Origin of the sequence: Hyphomicrobium sp. 2TAF46, from assembly GCF_052114865.1 — a bacterium.
Taxonomy (GTDB): domain Bacteria; phylum Pseudomonadota; class Alphaproteobacteria; order Rhizobiales; family Hyphomicrobiaceae; genus Hyphomicrobium_B.
In genome coordinates this window covers 107382-123509 of the sequence record NZ_JBFRFO010000005.1, presented here as the reverse complement: position 1 = coordinate 123509, position 16128 = coordinate 107382, and the positions used below count along the sequence as shown (strand labels likewise).

The window sequence follows — 16128 nt, the reverse complement described above, 5'->3', positions numbered from 1 at the left end:
CGCGGGAGCACGGAAAGACCGTGAGGCTGACAAAATCGCGACTCCCGCGGGGCCATAAACAGCCGTAATAAATGACAATAAAGATAACCGTTGCCTTTGGGTCAAGTTTCAAAGGACCGGCTCTGGACTCATAGCCCCCCAGCCCCCCGGGGCCATAGTTTCGAAGCGCGATCCACAGGCAACGCTTTCCCTCCTGCAGCTTGGCTCCCCCGTCCAAGCTATCTCTCCGACTGTCAGAAAACTTCCGGAGAACCAGTCCGAAAGACTGGTTCCCGGCTTTTTGCATTGCAACTGTTTCATTAGCGGCCGGGCGGTTTTGTGCGTATATAAAGTTACATATACGGGGGCAATTTAGAGACCGATCTCACGATGACAGCAAAGCGCAAGGTGGCTCCGAAGCCGCGATCCAAACCCAGTGTCAACCCGCTTCTCGCAAAGTGGAACGGCGCGTTTGCGATGCCGCCGTTCGGGAAGATCGAAGCGCGCCACTTCAAGCCCGCGCTCGATGCCGCCTTTCGCGAGCACAAGGCCGAGATCGAGCTGATTGCCAAAAATCCCGCGAAGCCGACGTTCGCGAACACGATCGTGGCGCTCGAGAAGAGTGGCTGGCAGCTTTCGCGCGTGGCGTCCGTATTCTGGAATCTCGAGGGGTCCGATTCGACTCCGGAATTCCAGGAAATTGCGCGCGAGATGGCGCCCCGATTTGCGGCGCACGAAACCCAGATTCTGCTTGATAAGCGTCTCTTCAAGCGCATCGACGATCTTTACGAGCGGCGCAACGCGCTGAAGCTCAGCGAAGAAGATCTACGCGTTCTCGAGCGGCATCATCTCGAATTCGTTCGCGCCGGCGCCAGGCTTTCGCCGGCGGACAAATCTCGCGTCAAGGAAATCAATGCGCGACTGGCGACCCTCGTCACGCAGTTCATGCAGAATGTGCTGAAGGACGAGCAGTCGTGGCGGCTTATTCTCGAAGGCGAGAACGATCTCGCGGGGTTGCCGGAAACGCTCAAAGAAAGCGCGGGACGCGCTGCGGCCGATGCCGGGTTTCAGGGAAAAGCGATGATTACGCTCGCGCGGTCGAGCGTTGAAGGGTTTCTCACGTATTCGAGCCGGCGCGATTTGCGTGAGCAGGCTTTCAATGCCTGGACGAGGCGCGGCGCGCACGAGGGCGAGACGGACAACCGGCAGATCGTCGCCGAGGCCGTGGCGCTACGTGGAGAATACGCGCGGCTGATGGGCTTTTCGTCATTTGCCGAATTCAGCCTGCAGGACACGATGGCGAAAACGCCGGGGTCGGTCGACGAGCTTCTGCGCGCGGTCTGGGAGAAAGCCGTCGTGCGCGCAAGAGAGGAACGCGATGCGCTTGCGGCCGAGGCGCAGAATTCCGGCGACAACGCCGAGATCATGCCGTGGGACTGGCGGTATTATTCGGAGAGGGTGCGCAAGGCGAAATACGATTTCGACGAGTCGAAGCTGCAGCCTTATCTCGAACTCGACCACATGATCAAAGCGGCGTTCGACACGGCGTCGCGCCTGTTCGGATTGAAGTTCCAGGAACGCAAGGATTTGCCGGGCTACCACCCCGAAGTTCGGGTCTGGGAGGTTCTCGACAAAAAGGGCGCGCACGTCGGCATTTTCATGGGCGATTATTTTGCGCGGCCGACGAAGCGTTCCGGCGCCTGGATGTCGGCATTCCGCTCGCAGCACAAGCTCGGGAAGGGGCAAAGCCCGATCATCGTCAACGTGCTGAACTTCACGAAGGGCGCTGCAGGCGAGCCGGCGCTGTTGTCCTTCGATGATGCGCGGACGCTCTTTCATGAGTTCGGCCACGGGCTGCACGGACTGCTGTCCAACGTGACCTACCCGTCGATTTCCGGGACGTCGGTCTCGCGCGATTTCGTGGAGCTGCCGTCACAGCTTTACGAGCATTGGCTGTCCACGCCCGATGTACTCGAAAAGCATGCCCTTCATTACAAGACCGGCAAGCCGATGCCGAAGGTTTTGCGGCAGCGGCTGGCAGCGGCGCGCAATTTCAATCAGGGCTTTGCCACAGTCGAGTACACGTCGTCGGCGCTCGTTGACATGGCGCTTTATTCCGCCAAGACGGGATCGGTCGGCGACATCGAGGGTTTCGAGCGGGTGACGCTCGATGAGATCGACATGCCGAAAGAGATCGTCATGCGGCATCGCTTGCCCCACTTCATGCACATCATGTCGGGCTACGCAGCGGGGTATTACAGCTATCTCTGGTCGGAGGTGATGGACGCCGATGCGTTCGCCGCCTTCGAGGAAACCGGCAACGTGTTTCATCCGGCCACGGCGAAGAAACTTCACGAGTTTATCTATTCCGCCGGAAATCGGCGCGATCCGCACGCTGCGTATGTCGCGTTTCGTGGCCGGCCGCCGAAGATCGATGGACTGTTGAAGAAGCGGGGGCTGGCGGCTTAGCGGCGCTCCCCTCATCCGCCCCTTCGGGGCACCTTCTCCCCCGGGGAGAAGGAAGTCCGCCCTTTTCCTCTCCCGGAACGGGAGAGGATGCCTGTCGAGCCGGAGCCCCGCCTTCGGCGAGACAGGCAGGTGAGGGACTTCAGGATTGTAATAGGCGCCCCCACATCCGGCCTTCGGCCGACTTCTCCCCAAGGGGGAGAAGGGAAAAGCTACCAAAGACCCGCCATCGTCGCGCCGATGATCGGACCGCTCCGGCCTTCCTGAACGAGTACGACGATTTTTTGCACGTCGGCCTGCATCATCGCGGCTCGCGGCAACTGAACCTTGAGCGGCGTGCCCTTCCAGATTCCGATCGGCGTCAGTTCGCGGACGATATTGGTGTAGGTGAGTGTTTTGCCGGCATTCTCGCCGTCCTTGATCGGCACCGATCCGGACATTTGGACGACGCCGAGCCAAACCGTCGCTTCGCGCGGGTTGTGTCCGGGCGGATCACCGGCCACTGCGAAATTCAAGGTATTGCGTTCCTGCCAAAAGCGGACCGGGATCTGATTGGGTCCGCCGGTTTTCGTGGTCTCGTTGATCGCCTGTTCAATTGCCGGTTTCGATGCGCCGTTGACGTGTGCGACGCCATTGACGATCGCCTGCGGTGTGAAAATCGCGCCGTCGCCGCGGTTGCGGGCGTAATTGCGCTGACGCTCGCTATTGCGGGGCGAGCCGAACGTGTCCTTCCAGCCGAGATAGTTCCAGTAGTCGACGGGAAGCGAGAGTGCGATGATCGAGGGATCGTCGGCAAGGGTCTTCAGAAGGGCATCCGCCGGTGGACACGACGCGCATCCCTGGCTGGTAAAGAGCTCAACGACGCCCTTCAGCGGTGTCTCCGGAGGAGGTTCAATCGAAACTTCTTGCGCGGATGCCGGAAGCGACAAAGCAGCGGCGCAGGCCGTCAAAACCACCAATGTGATGTCGCGGAGACGCATAGCGAGGTCAGCCTTCGAGTCCCAGTGGCGGGCGCCACAGTTCCTAATCTAGCTCGCGGGCCCGGATTGAAAAAGTGAAAGGCGTGAAAGCCTTGTCACGAACGGGTGAGCATTTTGAGGTTCGCTGCCGGAAGGCCGATCGTTACCGGCGGGATTGGGGCTATGCAACTCCGAGCCCGAGGATGTTCGGGCCCGACTTATGAGGCGGAGGCAACGTGGCCCGGCTTCAACGAGCTTCAGCCGGGCCGCGGAAGATTCTATGCCGCCAGGTTTCTCAGAACGTAGTGCAGGATGCCGCCGTTTCTGAAGTACTCGAGCTCGTCGAGGGTATCGATCCGGCAAAGAACGGGCACGGGAACCGAGGTGCCGTTGGCGCGGGTAATCGTCAGCGTTACGACTTCGCGCGGCTTTACGGTCGCGAGGCCGGGGATCGTCACGCGCTCGTCGCCTTTGAGGCCGAGGGACTGCCACGAGGCACCTTCGGTAAAGACGAACGGTGCGATACCCATGCCGACGAGGTTCGAGCGGTGAATGCGCTCGAACGACTGCGCGATCACGGCGCGCACGCCGAGAAGATTCGTGCCTTTCGCCGCCCAGTCGCGCGATGAGCCGTTGCCGTATTCGATGCCGGCAAAGACGACGAGCGGCACGCCTTCCACTTCGTACTGCATCGCGGCGTCGTAGATCGGCATTTCCTTGCCCGACGGATAGTGGATCGTTAGGCCGCCTTCCTTCACGTTGCCGTTCGCATCTTTCACCATGTGGTTCTTGATGCGGATGTTGGCGAACGTACCGCGCATCATCACCTCGTGATTGCCGCGCCGCGTGCCGTACTGGTTGAAGTCTGCGGGTTGAACGCCGTGGTCGAGGAGATACTTGCCTGCGGGGCTTGCCGCTTTGATCGAGCCCGCTGGCGAGATGTGGTCGGTCGTGATCTTGTCGCCGAACAAGCCAAGTATGCGGGCGTTGACGACATCACCGATCGGCTTCGCTTCGCGCGAGATGGTCTGGAAGTAGGGCGGGTTCTGAACGTAGGTCGAAGCTCCGTTCCAGCCGTAGGTCAGGCCGCCGCTCGTCGCGATGCCCTGCCAGTTGTTGTCGCCCTTGAAGACGTCGGCATAACGGGATTTGAACATCTCGCGCGTGACGTTCTCGATGATGAACTTCTGGATTTCCTGCGTCGTCGGCCAGATCTCTTTCAGGAAAACGGGCTTGCCGTTGCTGTCCTGCCCAAGCGGTTCGGTGGTGAGATCCTTCTGCACGGAGCCTGCAAGCGCATAGGCGACGACGAGCGGGGGCGAAGCCAGGTAGTTCGCCTGCACGTCCGGGCTGACCCGTCCCTCGAAGTTGCGGTTGCCGGAGAGCACGGCGGCGGCGACAATGCCGTTGCCGTTGATCGCCTTTGAAATCTCCGGTGCGAGAGGCCCCGAGTTTCCGATGCAGGTGGTGCAGCCGAAGCCGACGAGATTGAAGCCGATTTCGTCGAGATAGGGCTGGAGGCCGGATTTCTCGAGGTAGGCCGCAACGACTTGCGATCCCGGCGCCAGCGACGTCTTCACCCATGGCTTGCTCTTCAGGCCGCGCTTCGCAGCATTGCGCGCGAGGAGGCCAGCGGCGATGAGGACACTCGGGTTGGAGGTGTTCGTGCAGCTCGTGATCGCAGCGATGACGACGTCGCCGTGGCCGATGTCGAACTTTTCGCCGTCGACTGGCACGCGCTTTCCGAGTTCGTCCGGCTTCTTGTATTCGCCGGCGAGAGCGGCGGCGAAGCCCGTCTTGATGTCGGTCAGGGCGATGCGGCCTTCGGGGCGTTTCGGACCCGCCATCGACGGGACGACGTCGCCCAACTCGAGCGAGAGCGTATCGGTGAAGACCGGATCGGCGGAGCCGGTGTCGCGATAGAGGCCCTGGGCCTTACAGTAGGCTTCGACGAGAGCGATGCGGTGCGAGTCTCGTCCCGACATCGTCAGGTAGTTGACCGTTTCCTTGTCGACGGGGAAGAACCCGCACGTTGCGCCGTATTCGGGCGCCATATTGGCGATCGTCGCGCGATCGGCGAGGGACATCGAGTCGAGGCCGGGGCCAAAGAATTCGACGAACTTGTTGACCACGCCCTTCTTGCGCAACATCTGCGTAACCGTCAGCACGAGGTCGGTCGCGGTCACGCCTTCCTGGAGCTTGCCGGTCAGGCGGAAGCCGATGACTTCCGGGATCAGCATCGATTGCGGCTGGCCGAGCATCGCAGCTTCGGCTTCGATGCCGCCGACGCCCCAACCGAGCACGGCGAGGCCGTTGACCATCGTCGTGTGGCTGTCGGTGCCGACGAGCGTATCCGGATAGGCGACGGTTTTGCCGTCGGCCATTTCGTTGGTCCACACCGTCTGCGCGAGATATTCGAGATTGACCTGGTGGCAGATGCCGGTGCCGGGCGGCACGACGCGGAAGTTCTGGAAGGCGCCCTGGCCCCATTTCAGGAAGTTATAGCGCTCGCCGTTGCGGGCATATTCGAGCGCGACGTTGTCGGTCAGGGCTTTCGGCGTTCCGAACTCATCGACGATGACGGAATGGTCGATGACGAGATCGACGGGAACGAGCGGGTTGATTTTCGTCGGGTCGCCACCGAGCTTCGTCATGCCGTCACGCATCGCGGCGAGATCGACGACGGCGGGAACGCCGGTGAAATCCTGCATCAGGACGCGCGCTGGGCGGAAACCGATTTCCTGCTCGGTCTTGCCCTTGTTTTCGAGCCATGCGGCCATGGCGACGATATCGGCCTTATGGACCGAGCGGCCGTCTTCGTGGCGCAAAAGATTTTCGAGCAGCACCTTCATCGAATAGGGAAGGCGGGAGATGCCAGTCAGCCCATTCGCTTCCGCATCGGGCAGCGAATAGTAAATGTATTCCTTGCCCTCGACGGTGAGGGTTTTACGGCATTTGAAGCTGTCGTCGGAAATGGGTGTATGGGCGCTCAAGGTCAGGCCTCCGAAGGATTAAGACGAAGGGCTGCGCCGCCGGAGTGCCGGCGGATCGAGGATGTCCCGCGGCACGAGCTTATCGGTCCGCGCGACCCCTCGCTTTTGCGCTAGCGAAGGATACAACGTGCCTTCTATATAAGCGCGCGAAAAAGAAATCATCAATTACCGGACGGGCAAATTAGCGCGCAAATGCCACCGTCTTGCTCAAGCCGACGTCACGGAATCTCATCGCTGTGCAGCTGATTGCCGAAGACTTAGCCATAGATCGGGGGGCGCGCCGGGTCATTGACGGATTGTCGTTTGCCGTCAAGGCCGGGGAAGCCCTTCTGCTGACGGGCGCCAACGGCGCCGGGAAAACGACCCTGCTGCGCACGCTCGCCGGCTTCATCCGCCCGTTTCGCGGCCTCGTTCGTCTCGAGGGCGGCGACACTGAGCTGACGGTCGCCGAGCAGGCCCACGTTGTCGGGCACACGAACGCGGTCAAGCTCAGCCTGTCGGTTGCCGAAAACGCCGCCTTTTGGAATGCGTATCTCGATGCCGGCGAGGATGCCGAGTTGCGCGTCGGCGCAGCACTTCGGCATTTCGGGCTTGAAGATCTCAGCGAATTTCCGGCTGCCTATCTGTCGGCCGGGCAAAAGCGGCGGCTGGGGCTTGCCCGGCTTCTCGTGGCGCGGCGCCCGGTTTGGCTGCTCGACGAGCCGACTGCGTCGCTCGATACCGCATCCTCCGAGCGGCTCGCTGCGGCCGTCAACGATCATACGAATACTGGCGGGATTGCCGTTATCGCCACCCATCTGCCATTGGCGCTCGAACGCGCGCGGACGCTCAACCTCGCAGCGCAAAAGGTGCCGGCTTGAAGAGCTTCTGGGCTCTCCTTCATAGGGACGTCACGCTTGCTTTCCGCGAAGGCGGCGCGATCGGAACGGCGCTCGGCTTTTTCCTCGTGGTCGTCTCGCTGATGCCTCTGGGGCTCGGCCCGGATCTCAACCTGCTGTCGCGGATCGCGGCGGGGATCCTGTGGATCGCGCTGCTGCTCGCGGCACTTCTGTCGCTCAGCCGGATTTTCGAGGCGGACCATGAGGATGGAACGCTCGATGTGCTCGCGACGGGTCCTTTGCCGCTAGAATTGGTTACCGCCGCCAAATCCCTGGCGCACTGGGTCACGACCGGCATACCGCTGGCGATCATGGCGCCGGTGCTCGGCATTCTCCTGAACCTCGATCTCGCGGCCTATCCGATCCTGGTTGCGACGACGCTGGTTGGTACGCCGGCCGTCAGTTTTCTTGGCGCCATCGGGGCGGCGTTGACGATGAAAACACGTCGCGGCGGCCTGCTGCTGGCGCTCATCGTGCTGCCACTTTATGTGCCGACCCTGATCTTCGGCATATCGGCGGTGAGTGCGGGGGCCGGTCCGACGGGGCTTGCGGCGTCGTTTCTCATTCTGGCGGCGATCTCGCTTGTGACAATCGTGCTGGGACCGCTCGCCGCGGCGGCGGCACTCAAGGTTCACCTTCAATAAATGTAATCTCGGCGTTCATTGCGCCTTTTCCCTGAAAGCCTTAGATCCCGCACATGCAGACGCTGACGCAACGCCTCGCCAATCCGACCCGCTTCATGGAGCTTTCCGCGCGCCTCTTGCCGTGGATTTCGGCGGCGGCTGCGGTTCTCGTGGCTTATGGTCTTTATCTCGCTTTCTTCGCGTCGCCTGCCGACTATCAGCAGGGCGAGACGGTGCGGATCATGTACATTCACGTGCCGTGCGCGTGGCTCTCGATGATGGTCTATGCGCTGATTGCGCTGTCGAGCTTCGGGCTCCTCGTTTTCCGGCATCCCTTGGCGGACGTGTCGGCCAAGGCTGCGGCGCCGCTCGGGGCTGCCTTTACGTTCCTGGCGCTGCTGACAGGCTCGCTCTGGGGTAAGCCCATGTGGGGCACCTATTGGGTCTGGGATGCGCGGCTGACGTCGGTGCTGATCCTGTTCTTTCTCTATCTCGGATTGATTGCACTGCGTTCGGCGCTGGAGGACGAGAGCGCTGCCTCCAAGCTGACAGCAATTCTAGCGCTTGTCGGCGTCACCATTCTCCCGATCATCAAGTTTTCGGTCGACTGGTGGAATACGCTGCATCAACCCTCAACGGATTTCACCTCGACCGTCGATCCGAGCATGCGGCTGCCACTTCTGGTGATGGCGGTTGGGTTCACGCTGATGTTCTTCGCCATGCATCTCAAAGCCATGCGAAACGAAATTCTGCGGCGGCGGGTCAAGGCTCTCAGAACGCAGGCCGTCGCGGGGCGCGACAGGTTAGCTGCGCAAGGGGCGGAGTAATCAGACATGGATCTCGGACCGCACGCCGCCTTCATCTGGATCTCTTACGCTGCCGTCACGGTTACGGTGATCGGGCTCATCCTTTGGCTGATTGCCGACGGCCGGAAGCAGGCGGCCGATCTCGATTCGCTCGAGCGGCAGGGTGTGAAGCGCCGTTCGTCATCTTCAGGAGTACGATAGAGTGGCCGCAGGCAAGTTCCCTTTGCTCCGCTTAATGCCTGTTGTCGTTTTCGCGGTCGTCGCCGGATTTTTCGCGATGGCCTTGCGGTCCGGCGACCCGTCGCGGCTGCCGTCGACGCTGGTCGGAAAGCCCGTTCCGGAAACCGTCTTTCCCGCACTCGAGGGGCTTCAATCGGACGGCAAGCCTGAGCCCGGGTTCAGCTCCGCCGATCTCGCCAAGGGCAAGGTCTCGGTCGTCAACTATTGGGCGTCGTGGTGCCAGCCGTGCGTCGAGGAACATCCGTTTCTCGAGCAACTCAAAGAGCAGGCGGGAATCGATCTCTACGGCGTGAACTACAAGGATCAGACGGATGCGGCGCGCCGTTATATCGGCCGGTACGGCAATCCGTATTCAGCCGTCGGAACGGACGCAAGTGGGCGAGCAGCAATCGACTGGGGCGTCTACGGCACGCCCGAGACCTTCGTCGTCAATGGCAAGGGTGAGGTCGTCTACAAGCACGTCGGCCCGATCTCGGCAGAGTCTTTGAAGACGAAGCTGCTGCCGATCATCGAGAAGGCGAAAGCCGGCGCTGCGTCTTAACGGCCGCCGGCTTTCCGTCAGAACTTAGAGCGGATAGAACATCCCGCGCGAGTGGTTGAGCACTGTCAAAATCCCGGATTTGATGTCGAAGTGGGCGCCGTGCAACGCGAGCCGGCCGCGTTCTTCCTGATCGCGGACGAACGGGAAGGTTCGCAGGTTTTTGATGGCCTGCTTGATGCCTTCCTTTTCGAGCGCTTCCTGCCGGACGGCCTGCGGACTGTTTTGATGAGCCGCCAAGACGGAGAGGCGCGCATCGTCGAGCATCGACATCCAGCGTGAGATAAACTGCGCTTCCGTCTGGATTGCCGCGCTCTGATCGAGAGCCGCCTTGATGCCTCCGCAGCCGGAGTGGCCCATGATGATCAGATTTTTGATGCGCAGGTTCATCACCGCAAATTCGACGGCCGTTGAGACACCGTGATATTTGCCGCCGATCTCGTAAGGCGGCACGAGGTTCGCCACGTTGCGAACGATGAACAGTTCGCCCGGCATCGCGCTGAAGATCGTCTCGGGATCGACGCGGCTATCCGAGCAGGAGATAACCATCGTCTCCGGGCTTTGCCCGTAGGTTGCCAGCTCTTCATAGTGGTCGGCGTTGAGAACGAAGTGGCGATGTCTGAAGCGACGATAGCGGTCGGTGAGGGACTCGGGGAAACTGCTCATTAATGCTCTCTGCTCCTGAATTCTCGATCCGACGCGCTTCTCATAAGAACGATGTAGCCGACAATCGCCGACATTAGGGAACCCGCCAGAACGCCCAGACGGACTTCCGCGCTCGAGTCGGGATCGGGAAATGCCAGCATGCCGATGAATAGACTCATCGTAAAACCGATGCCGCCCAACATCGCTGTGCCGAAAAGCTGCATCTGGGATACCCCATGAGGCATTTTTCCGAGACCGGTCGCGACGGCGGTTCTGACGGCGCCGTATATTCCGAGAGGCTTGCCGACGAAAAGACCCAACGCGATGCCGATGGGGATTTGCGACAGGATGTCATTCGCGGAAAGATCGGTCAGCTTCAGCCCGGCGTTGGCAAAGGCGAAAATCGGCAGGATGAGGAAGCTGACCCAGGGGCTTAGCGCTTCTTCGAGGCCGAGCAGGGGTCCGCTCGAACCCTTTTTCACTCCTGAGAGTGGAACGGCGAGGGCCGTTGCGACGCCAGCCAATGTGGCGTGAACGCCGGATTTCAAGACACAAAGCCAGATGAAGACGCCGACCAGCAAATATGGCCACGCACGCACTACGCCCGATCGATTGAGGAGGATCAGGGCTCCAATACCGGCTGCTGCAAGCGCCAGCGCCAGGATCGAGAGTTCGGCCGTATAGAAGAAGGCGATGATCAGAATGGCGCCGAGGTCATCGATGATGGCGAGGGCCAGCAGAAATACTTTGAGCGCCGGCGGTACGCGGCTGCCGACCAACGCCATGACGCCCACGGCGAAAGCGATGTCGGTCGCGGTGGGGACGGCCCAGCCGCGGAGCGCGATGGCATTATCCCAGTTGATACTGGCGTAGATCAGGCCGGGAACAGCCATGCCACCCAAGGCGCCGAAGATCGGGAGCATTGCCGCCCGGGCGTTTGAAAGTGCGCCGACGATCGCTTCCCGTTTGATCTCCAACCCGACGAGGAAGAAGAAGATGGCCATCAGACCGTCGTTGATCCAGTGAACCACTTCCTTCGTGAGCGTGAAGGGCGCGATCCCGATCTGGACAGGCATTGAAAGCAGGTGCTGATACAATTCGCTTAGGGGCGAGTTGGCGATAATCAGGGCCAACACTGCGGCGGCAAGCAGCGTCAATCCCACGGTCGCTTCGCGCTTCGTGCCGGTCGCGCTTGTCTCTGGCTTCATTCCGGCGGGACCCTTCGACACAAACGATTTCAGGCAGGTATGCAATCCGAAGACGGTTGCAGCAAGCGTTACGAGAGGCTTCGTGCGGAATTGCCGAGCGGCAGCGCCTCGATTGTGATGGGCGATATGCCGTTTTTCCAGTCTACAAGGTGCGGCAGTAGACGATCATGGCCGCGACTGACTTCGAGGGCGCGTTTTACGCCTGCGATCGCGTATGCCAGGGCCTGTTCAGCCGATTGCCCGAGCATCAGCTTGGCTGTCAGGCAGCCCGCGAAGACGTCGCCGGTGCCATGCGGAACGTCGTTCCATTTCTCGACGGTGCCCATATAGGCCTGTTTGTTGGTGACGAGCACCGTTGCCAGCCGCGACGGTCCATCGGGTATCGAGGTCCCGGCGACGATAGGCCGGCCGAGTTGGCAAATGGCTTGGAGGGCATCCGTCGGCGACCTGACATCGAGGCTCGAAAGCCAAGACAGCTCGAACCGGTTCGGTGTCAGCACGTCGGCCAGCGGAACCAGGAGATCGCGAGTTGCTGCGGCGGCCTCTTCGTCGATGTAGTGGCCCTTCGGATCATCGCCGAAAATCGGGTCGCAAACGTAGGCGATGGATGGGTTCAGCTCGCGCAGGCGCTTCACGGCGGCGGCGACGATTTCGACGTGCTCAGCGGACGGGAGATAGCCCGAGAAAACGGCGTTGAACGATCCCAGCCAGCCGTTTTTATCGAGGGCGCCGATCATACTTTCGAGAAGGGCCGGATCGAGCCTCATGCCCGCAATGTGCGGGCGTATCGGGTGGTTGGAGAGCACAACCGTCGGCAGGCCGACGACCTCGATGCCAGATTGCTCCAGCGGCGGTGACGCGGCGGCCAGCCCTACCGGGTCGCGGGCCACGTAAGAGGAAATCATCAAGATTTTGGACATGGGGCCGGAAAGATCGCCGCGTGATTCAATGTCGTATAGCAGTACCAGGGGTGAGGTACCCAGAGTGAGCACTGCGATTCATGTGAAACGGGGCCGCACTCGAGGTTGCAAAGCTTGATGGTGCGTTGCACAATCTTCCAATTCCTCTCGGAGTGGATGCAATGGCCATGAGACCGAGACGCAGTGTCCTTTATCTTCCGGGTGACAACGAGCGCGCGTTGGAAAAAGCGCGGACGCTGCCGGCGGACGCTATCATCATCGATCTTGAAGATTCAGTTGCTCCGGCAAACAAGGAAAAGGCGCGCAAGCAGGCGGCGGCCGCCATCCATGAGGCGGGTTTCGGATCGCGAGAGGTTGTCCTGCGCGTCAACCCCATCGAAACGCCATGGGGAATGGCGGACCTCCACGCGGCCATCGCGGCGGTGCCTGACGCCATCCTCATCCCGAAGGTTTCCACGCCGGGCGACATAACGGGCACCGCCAAGGTCGTGAAAGCGGCGGAAGCCGATCCGCGCATCAGGCTCTGGGCGATGATCGAAACGCCGATGGGCATCATCAACGCCCGGGAGATTGCGGCGTGCGGCCCCGATCCCGACAACCGGCTCGCCTGCTTCGTGCTCGGTACGAACGACCTGTTGAAGGAAAGCCGGGCGCTCGCCAGCAGCAACCGGTTCGCGGTCGTTCCGTGGCTCGCGATGACGCTCGTCGCGGCGCGGGCTTACGGGCTCGACGTGATCGATGGCGTCTACAACGATTTTAAGGATGATCTCGGATTCCGGGCGGAATGCGAGCACGGCCGGACGCTCGGGATGGACGGCAAAACGCTCATTCACCCGTCGCAAGTGGTGCCGTGCAACGAAGTTTTTTCGCCGACCGTCGACGAGATTGCGTGGGCGCGAAAGATCATCAAGGCTTTCGAAGAGCCTGAGAACGCGCGCAAGGGCGTCATCACGGTGGAAGGCCGAATGGTCGAACGGTTGCACCTCGTGATGGCGAAGCGGGTGGCGGCGATTGCCGAGGCGATCAACGCCCGCTCCAAGGTCGAAGAGCCCTGGTTCTGAGCGCTGGGGCCTCGTCCTTCTGCGGCCCTAAAGCGCGTCTCCAATTGGCGAAAAAAGTTGCGGTTCGGGGTGGACATCCCGAAAAAGACTGGCCGAAAAAGGCTGGAACAGCCGAAGCCCAGCGTTTGGGCTTCCCGAAAAAATCAAGGCGAGGACGATGGCCGGAACAAAGACCAACGCAGGCAATTTCTTCGAAGATTTCAAATTCGGCCAGGTCATCCATCATGCGACGCCGCGGACGGTCACCGATGGCGATGTCGCGCTCTATACGGCCCTTTACGGCTCGCGTTTCGCCGTTCAATCGGCAGACACCTTCGCAAAGGCCATCGGGTATCCGAGAGCGCCCCTCGACGACATGCTGACGTTTCACGTCGTCTTCGGAAAGACCACGCCCGATATCTCGCTCAACGCCATCGCCAACCTCGGCTATGCCGATTGCCGGTTTCTGAAGCCGGTCTATCCGGGCGATACGCTGACTTCGACGTCGGAAGTGATCGGTCTCAAGGAAAATTCCAACGGCGAGACGGGCACCGTTTATGTGCGCTCAACGGGACGCAACCAAGACGGGGAAACGGTGCTCGAGTATTGCCGCTGGGTGATGGTGCGCAAGCGCTCCAAGGGTTCGCCGGCACCGGAAGCCGTGGTTCCAAAGCTCCCCGAACGTGTCGATCCCAATGATCTTGCCGGCGCCGTGCCCGCGCTCGACGTCAGCAAATACGATCTCGCCCTTGCCGGGTCGCCGCATCGCTGGGAGGACTACGAGCCCGGCGAGAAGATCGACCACGTCGACGGCATGACGCTCGAAGAAGCCGAGCATCAGACGGCGACGCGCCTCTATCAGAACACCGCCAAGGTGCATTTCAATCAGCACACGGAATCGAAGGGGCGGTTCGGCAAGCGGATCGTCTATGGCGGCGTCGTGATCTCGCTTGTCCGGGCGCTTTCGTACAACGGCCTCGGCAACGCGTTTCACCTGGCCGCGATCAACGGTGGTCGCCATGTGGCTCCGACCTTCGCCGGGGATACGATCTACGCCTGGTCGGAGGTGCTTGAAAAAGCCGAGATACCCGGCCGGAAGGACGTCGGCGCCCTCCGCGTGCGGCTCGTCGGGGTCAAAAATCAGGATTGTGCGTCACTGCTGCTCAAAACCCCGTCGGGTGAGTATGCCGAGGGGGTTGTCCTCGATCTCGATACGTGGCTTGTGCTGCCTCGCCGGGGATGAGCGAACCGGCTACCGTGTAGCCGGTCCGGGGGGCAAGGCCGTCCGGCGGTGCGTAAGGGAGCACTCGCATGAAAATCCAAAAGACGGCAGCCGCAGCGGTAGCGATCCTTCTATTTGCAGCCTCTCACAAGGCGGAAGCTATGGGGGAGACGGCGATTGCCGAAATCAAGCTCGCCAACGGCACCAGCGCCGGTACGATCACGCTGACCGAAATCGCCGCCGGCGTGCTTTTGAAGTTCGATCTCAAAGGACTGACGCCGGGCGCGCACGGCTTGCACCTGCATGAGACCGGCAAATGCGAAGGCGACTTCTCGTCGGCGGGCGCAATCTACAATCCGCTCGGTGCCAAGCATGGATTCCTCAATGAGGAAGGTCCGATGGCCGGGGATTTGCCGAACGTCGTCGCAGGTGCCGACGGCACGGCTCTGGCCGAGGTTCTGAGCCCCTATCTGCACCTCAACAAAGACACCGAAGACACGCTTTTCGATGCGGACGGATCATCGCTCGTATTGTTCGAAAAGGCCGACGATTACCAGACCGACCCGGAGGGGGATGCCGGTTCGAGAGTTGCATGCGGCGTTCTCAAGTCGAAGTAGGCGGTTATCAGGTCGCGGCACCGTTCGCGTTCGCTGCCACGGTCTTTCCGTGGAGTCTGCCGTCGAAAGCGGTGCGCAGCTTAGACGGTCGACCGTCAATTCGCTGGCCTCGCCCTAGTCTCTGTGGCATTTGGCGAATTGCTGCGCTCGCTTCGAGCCGCTACACGTTTGCTTCAAACGCACCAGAAGGACGTCCGATGGAAGCCACATCAGGCCGCGGCGTGCGACCCGAGCGGCCGCTCTCGCCACACCTTCAAATCTATTCTCCGCTCGTCAACATGGTGATGTCGATCATGCATCGCATCACTGGGGCGGCGCTGTACTTCGGTTCGCTGCTGGTCGCCTGGTGGCTGATCGCGGCTGCCACGGGGCCTGACTATTACAACTACGTCTCGAGCTGGTTCGCCACCTGGGCCGGGAAAGTCGTGCTTCTCGGATATACCTGGGTCCTGATGCATCACATGGTGGGGGGGCTCCGCCATTTCATCTGGGACACCGGCCACGGCTACGACCTCAGGACGATCGACATTCTTTCTTGGGGAACGCTCGCCGCATCCTTCACGTTAACTGCGGTTATCTGGGCGTTCGTCGCTCTTGGGGGCGCCTGATGAAAACGATGCGGACCCCGCTCAAGAAAGTTCGCTATCTCGGATCGGCGAAAGAAGGCACGGATCACTTCTGGAAGCAGCGCGTGACGGCGGTCGCGAACGTGTTTCTCGGACTCTTCCTGGTCTGGCTCATCGCGTCGTTGATCGGCGCCGATTACGGGACCGTCCGTCAGAAGCTCGCGCACCCGCTGATCGCGCTGGCGTTGCTGGCGCTGATCCTGTCGGCCACGATCCATATGCGGCTCGGCATGCAAACGATCATCGAAGACTACGTGCACGCGGAGGGGCCGAAGCTTGCCGCGCTGATGCTGAACACGTTCTTCGCGATCTTCATTGCGCTCTCGAGCGTGTTCGCCGTTTTGAAACTGAGTTTTGGAGCCTGAGCC

Annotated in this window: 16 protein-coding genes; 11 read left to right on the top strand and 5 right to left on the bottom strand. The window is 61.2% G+C overall.

Features of this window, described 5'->3' with window-relative positions:
- Window positions 1–369: 369 nt before the first annotated feature.
- The gene (locus tag AB4Z24_RS11980; protein WP_441708395.1) at window positions 370–2448 is read left to right on the top strand and encodes a M3 family metallopeptidase; all 2079 of its coding nucleotides are present in this window, start codon (window positions 370–372) and stop codon (window positions 2446–2448) included.
- Between the two features lie 209 nt (window positions 2449–2657).
- Here the strand turns inward: AB4Z24_RS11980 and AB4Z24_RS11975 are convergent, their stop codons facing one another.
- Entirely contained in the window at window positions 2658–3425 is a 768-nt protein-coding gene (locus AB4Z24_RS11975; protein WP_441708394.1) for a DUF1223 domain-containing protein, read from the bottom strand.
- Window positions 3426–3682: 257 nt separating this feature from the next.
- Complete coding sequence (acnA, locus tag AB4Z24_RS11970) at window positions 3683–6397, bottom strand: aconitate hydratase AcnA (protein ID WP_441708393.1); 2715 nt, start codon at window positions 6395–6397, stop codon at window positions 3683–3685.
- Window positions 6398–6633: 236 nt separating this feature from the next.
- Here acnA and ccmA point away from each other — a divergent pair, with 236 nt between their 5' ends.
- From ccmA to AB4Z24_RS11945, 5 genes are read left to right on the top strand one after another with little or no spacing between them, the layout of a single operon-like run.
- Window positions 6634–7257 carry a heme ABC exporter ATP-binding protein CcmA gene (gene ccmA, locus AB4Z24_RS11965; RefSeq protein ID WP_441708392.1) on the top strand — a complete coding sequence of 208 codons (624 nt, stop codon included), beginning with the start codon at window positions 6634–6636 and terminating at the stop codon, window positions 7255–7257.
- Window positions 7254–7919: a heme exporter protein CcmB gene (gene ccmB, locus AB4Z24_RS11960; RefSeq protein ID WP_441708391.1), complete on the top strand. Its 666-nt coding sequence runs from the start codon at window positions 7254–7256 to the stop codon at window positions 7917–7919. Before ccmA ends, ccmB begins: the two co-directional genes overlap by 4 nt.
- 53 nt (window positions 7920–7972) lie before the next feature.
- A complete protein-coding gene (locus tag AB4Z24_RS11955; RefSeq protein ID WP_441708390.1) occupies window positions 7973–8725 on the top strand; it encodes a heme ABC transporter permease in 753 nt (250 codons plus the stop codon).
- Window positions 8726–8731: 6 nt separating this feature from the next.
- A complete protein-coding gene (gene ccmD, locus AB4Z24_RS11950) occupies window positions 8732–8905 on the top strand; it encodes a heme exporter protein CcmD (protein WP_441708389.1) in 174 nt (57 codons plus the stop codon).
- A 34-nt stretch (window positions 8906–8939) separates the two neighbouring features.
- Complete coding sequence (locus AB4Z24_RS11945; protein ID WP_441708388.1) at window positions 8940–9485, top strand: DsbE family thiol:disulfide interchange protein; 546 nt, start codon at window positions 8940–8942, stop codon at window positions 9483–9485.
- A gap of 24 nt (window positions 9486–9509) precedes the next feature.
- On the opposite strand, the gene AB4Z24_RS11940 is transcribed toward AB4Z24_RS11945, so the two are convergent.
- The 3 genes from AB4Z24_RS11940 to pdxY form a co-directional block, all read right to left on the bottom strand.
- Complete coding sequence (locus tag AB4Z24_RS11940; RefSeq protein WP_441708387.1) at window positions 9510–10148, bottom strand: carbonic anhydrase; 639 nt, start codon at window positions 10146–10148, stop codon at window positions 9510–9512.
- Complete coding sequence (nhaA, locus tag AB4Z24_RS11935; RefSeq protein ID WP_441708386.1) at window positions 10148–11335, bottom strand: Na+/H+ antiporter NhaA; 1188 nt, start codon at window positions 11333–11335, stop codon at window positions 10148–10150. The genes AB4Z24_RS11940 and nhaA overlap by 1 nt, the downstream gene beginning before the upstream one ends.
- 68 nt (window positions 11336–11403) lie before the next feature.
- A complete protein-coding gene (pdxY, locus tag AB4Z24_RS11930) occupies window positions 11404–12255 on the bottom strand; it encodes a pyridoxal kinase (protein ID WP_441708385.1) in 852 nt (283 codons plus the stop codon).
- A 161-nt stretch (window positions 12256–12416) separates the two neighbouring features.
- On the opposite strand from pdxY, the gene AB4Z24_RS11925 reads away from it, so the two are divergent.
- The 5 genes from AB4Z24_RS11925 (at window position 12417) to sdhD (ending at window position 16125) form a co-directional block, all read left to right on the top strand.
- Window positions 12417–13316 carry an HpcH/HpaI aldolase/citrate lyase family protein gene (locus tag AB4Z24_RS11925; RefSeq protein ID WP_441708384.1) on the top strand — a complete coding sequence of 300 codons (900 nt, stop codon included), beginning with the start codon at window positions 12417–12419 and terminating at the stop codon, window positions 13314–13316.
- Between the two features lie 157 nt (window positions 13317–13473).
- Entirely contained in the window at window positions 13474–14538 is a 1065-nt protein-coding gene (locus AB4Z24_RS11920) for a MaoC family dehydratase (protein ID WP_441708383.1), read from the top strand.
- A gap of 68 nt (window positions 14539–14606) precedes the next feature.
- Window positions 14607–15134 (top strand): superoxide dismutase family protein, encoded by a 528-nt coding sequence (locus AB4Z24_RS11915; RefSeq protein WP_441708382.1) that lies wholly within the window; start codon window positions 14607–14609, stop codon window positions 15132–15134.
- A 197-nt stretch (window positions 15135–15331) separates the two neighbouring features.
- Window positions 15332–15742 (top strand): succinate dehydrogenase, cytochrome b556 subunit, encoded by a 411-nt coding sequence (gene sdhC, locus AB4Z24_RS11910; RefSeq protein ID WP_441708381.1) that lies wholly within the window; start codon window positions 15332–15334, stop codon window positions 15740–15742.
- Entirely contained in the window at window positions 15742–16125 is a 384-nt protein-coding gene (gene sdhD / locus AB4Z24_RS11905) for a succinate dehydrogenase, hydrophobic membrane anchor protein (protein WP_441708380.1), read from the top strand. The genes sdhC and sdhD overlap by 1 nt, the downstream gene beginning before the upstream one ends.
- The last annotated feature ends 3 nt before the right edge of the window (window positions 16126–16128 follow it).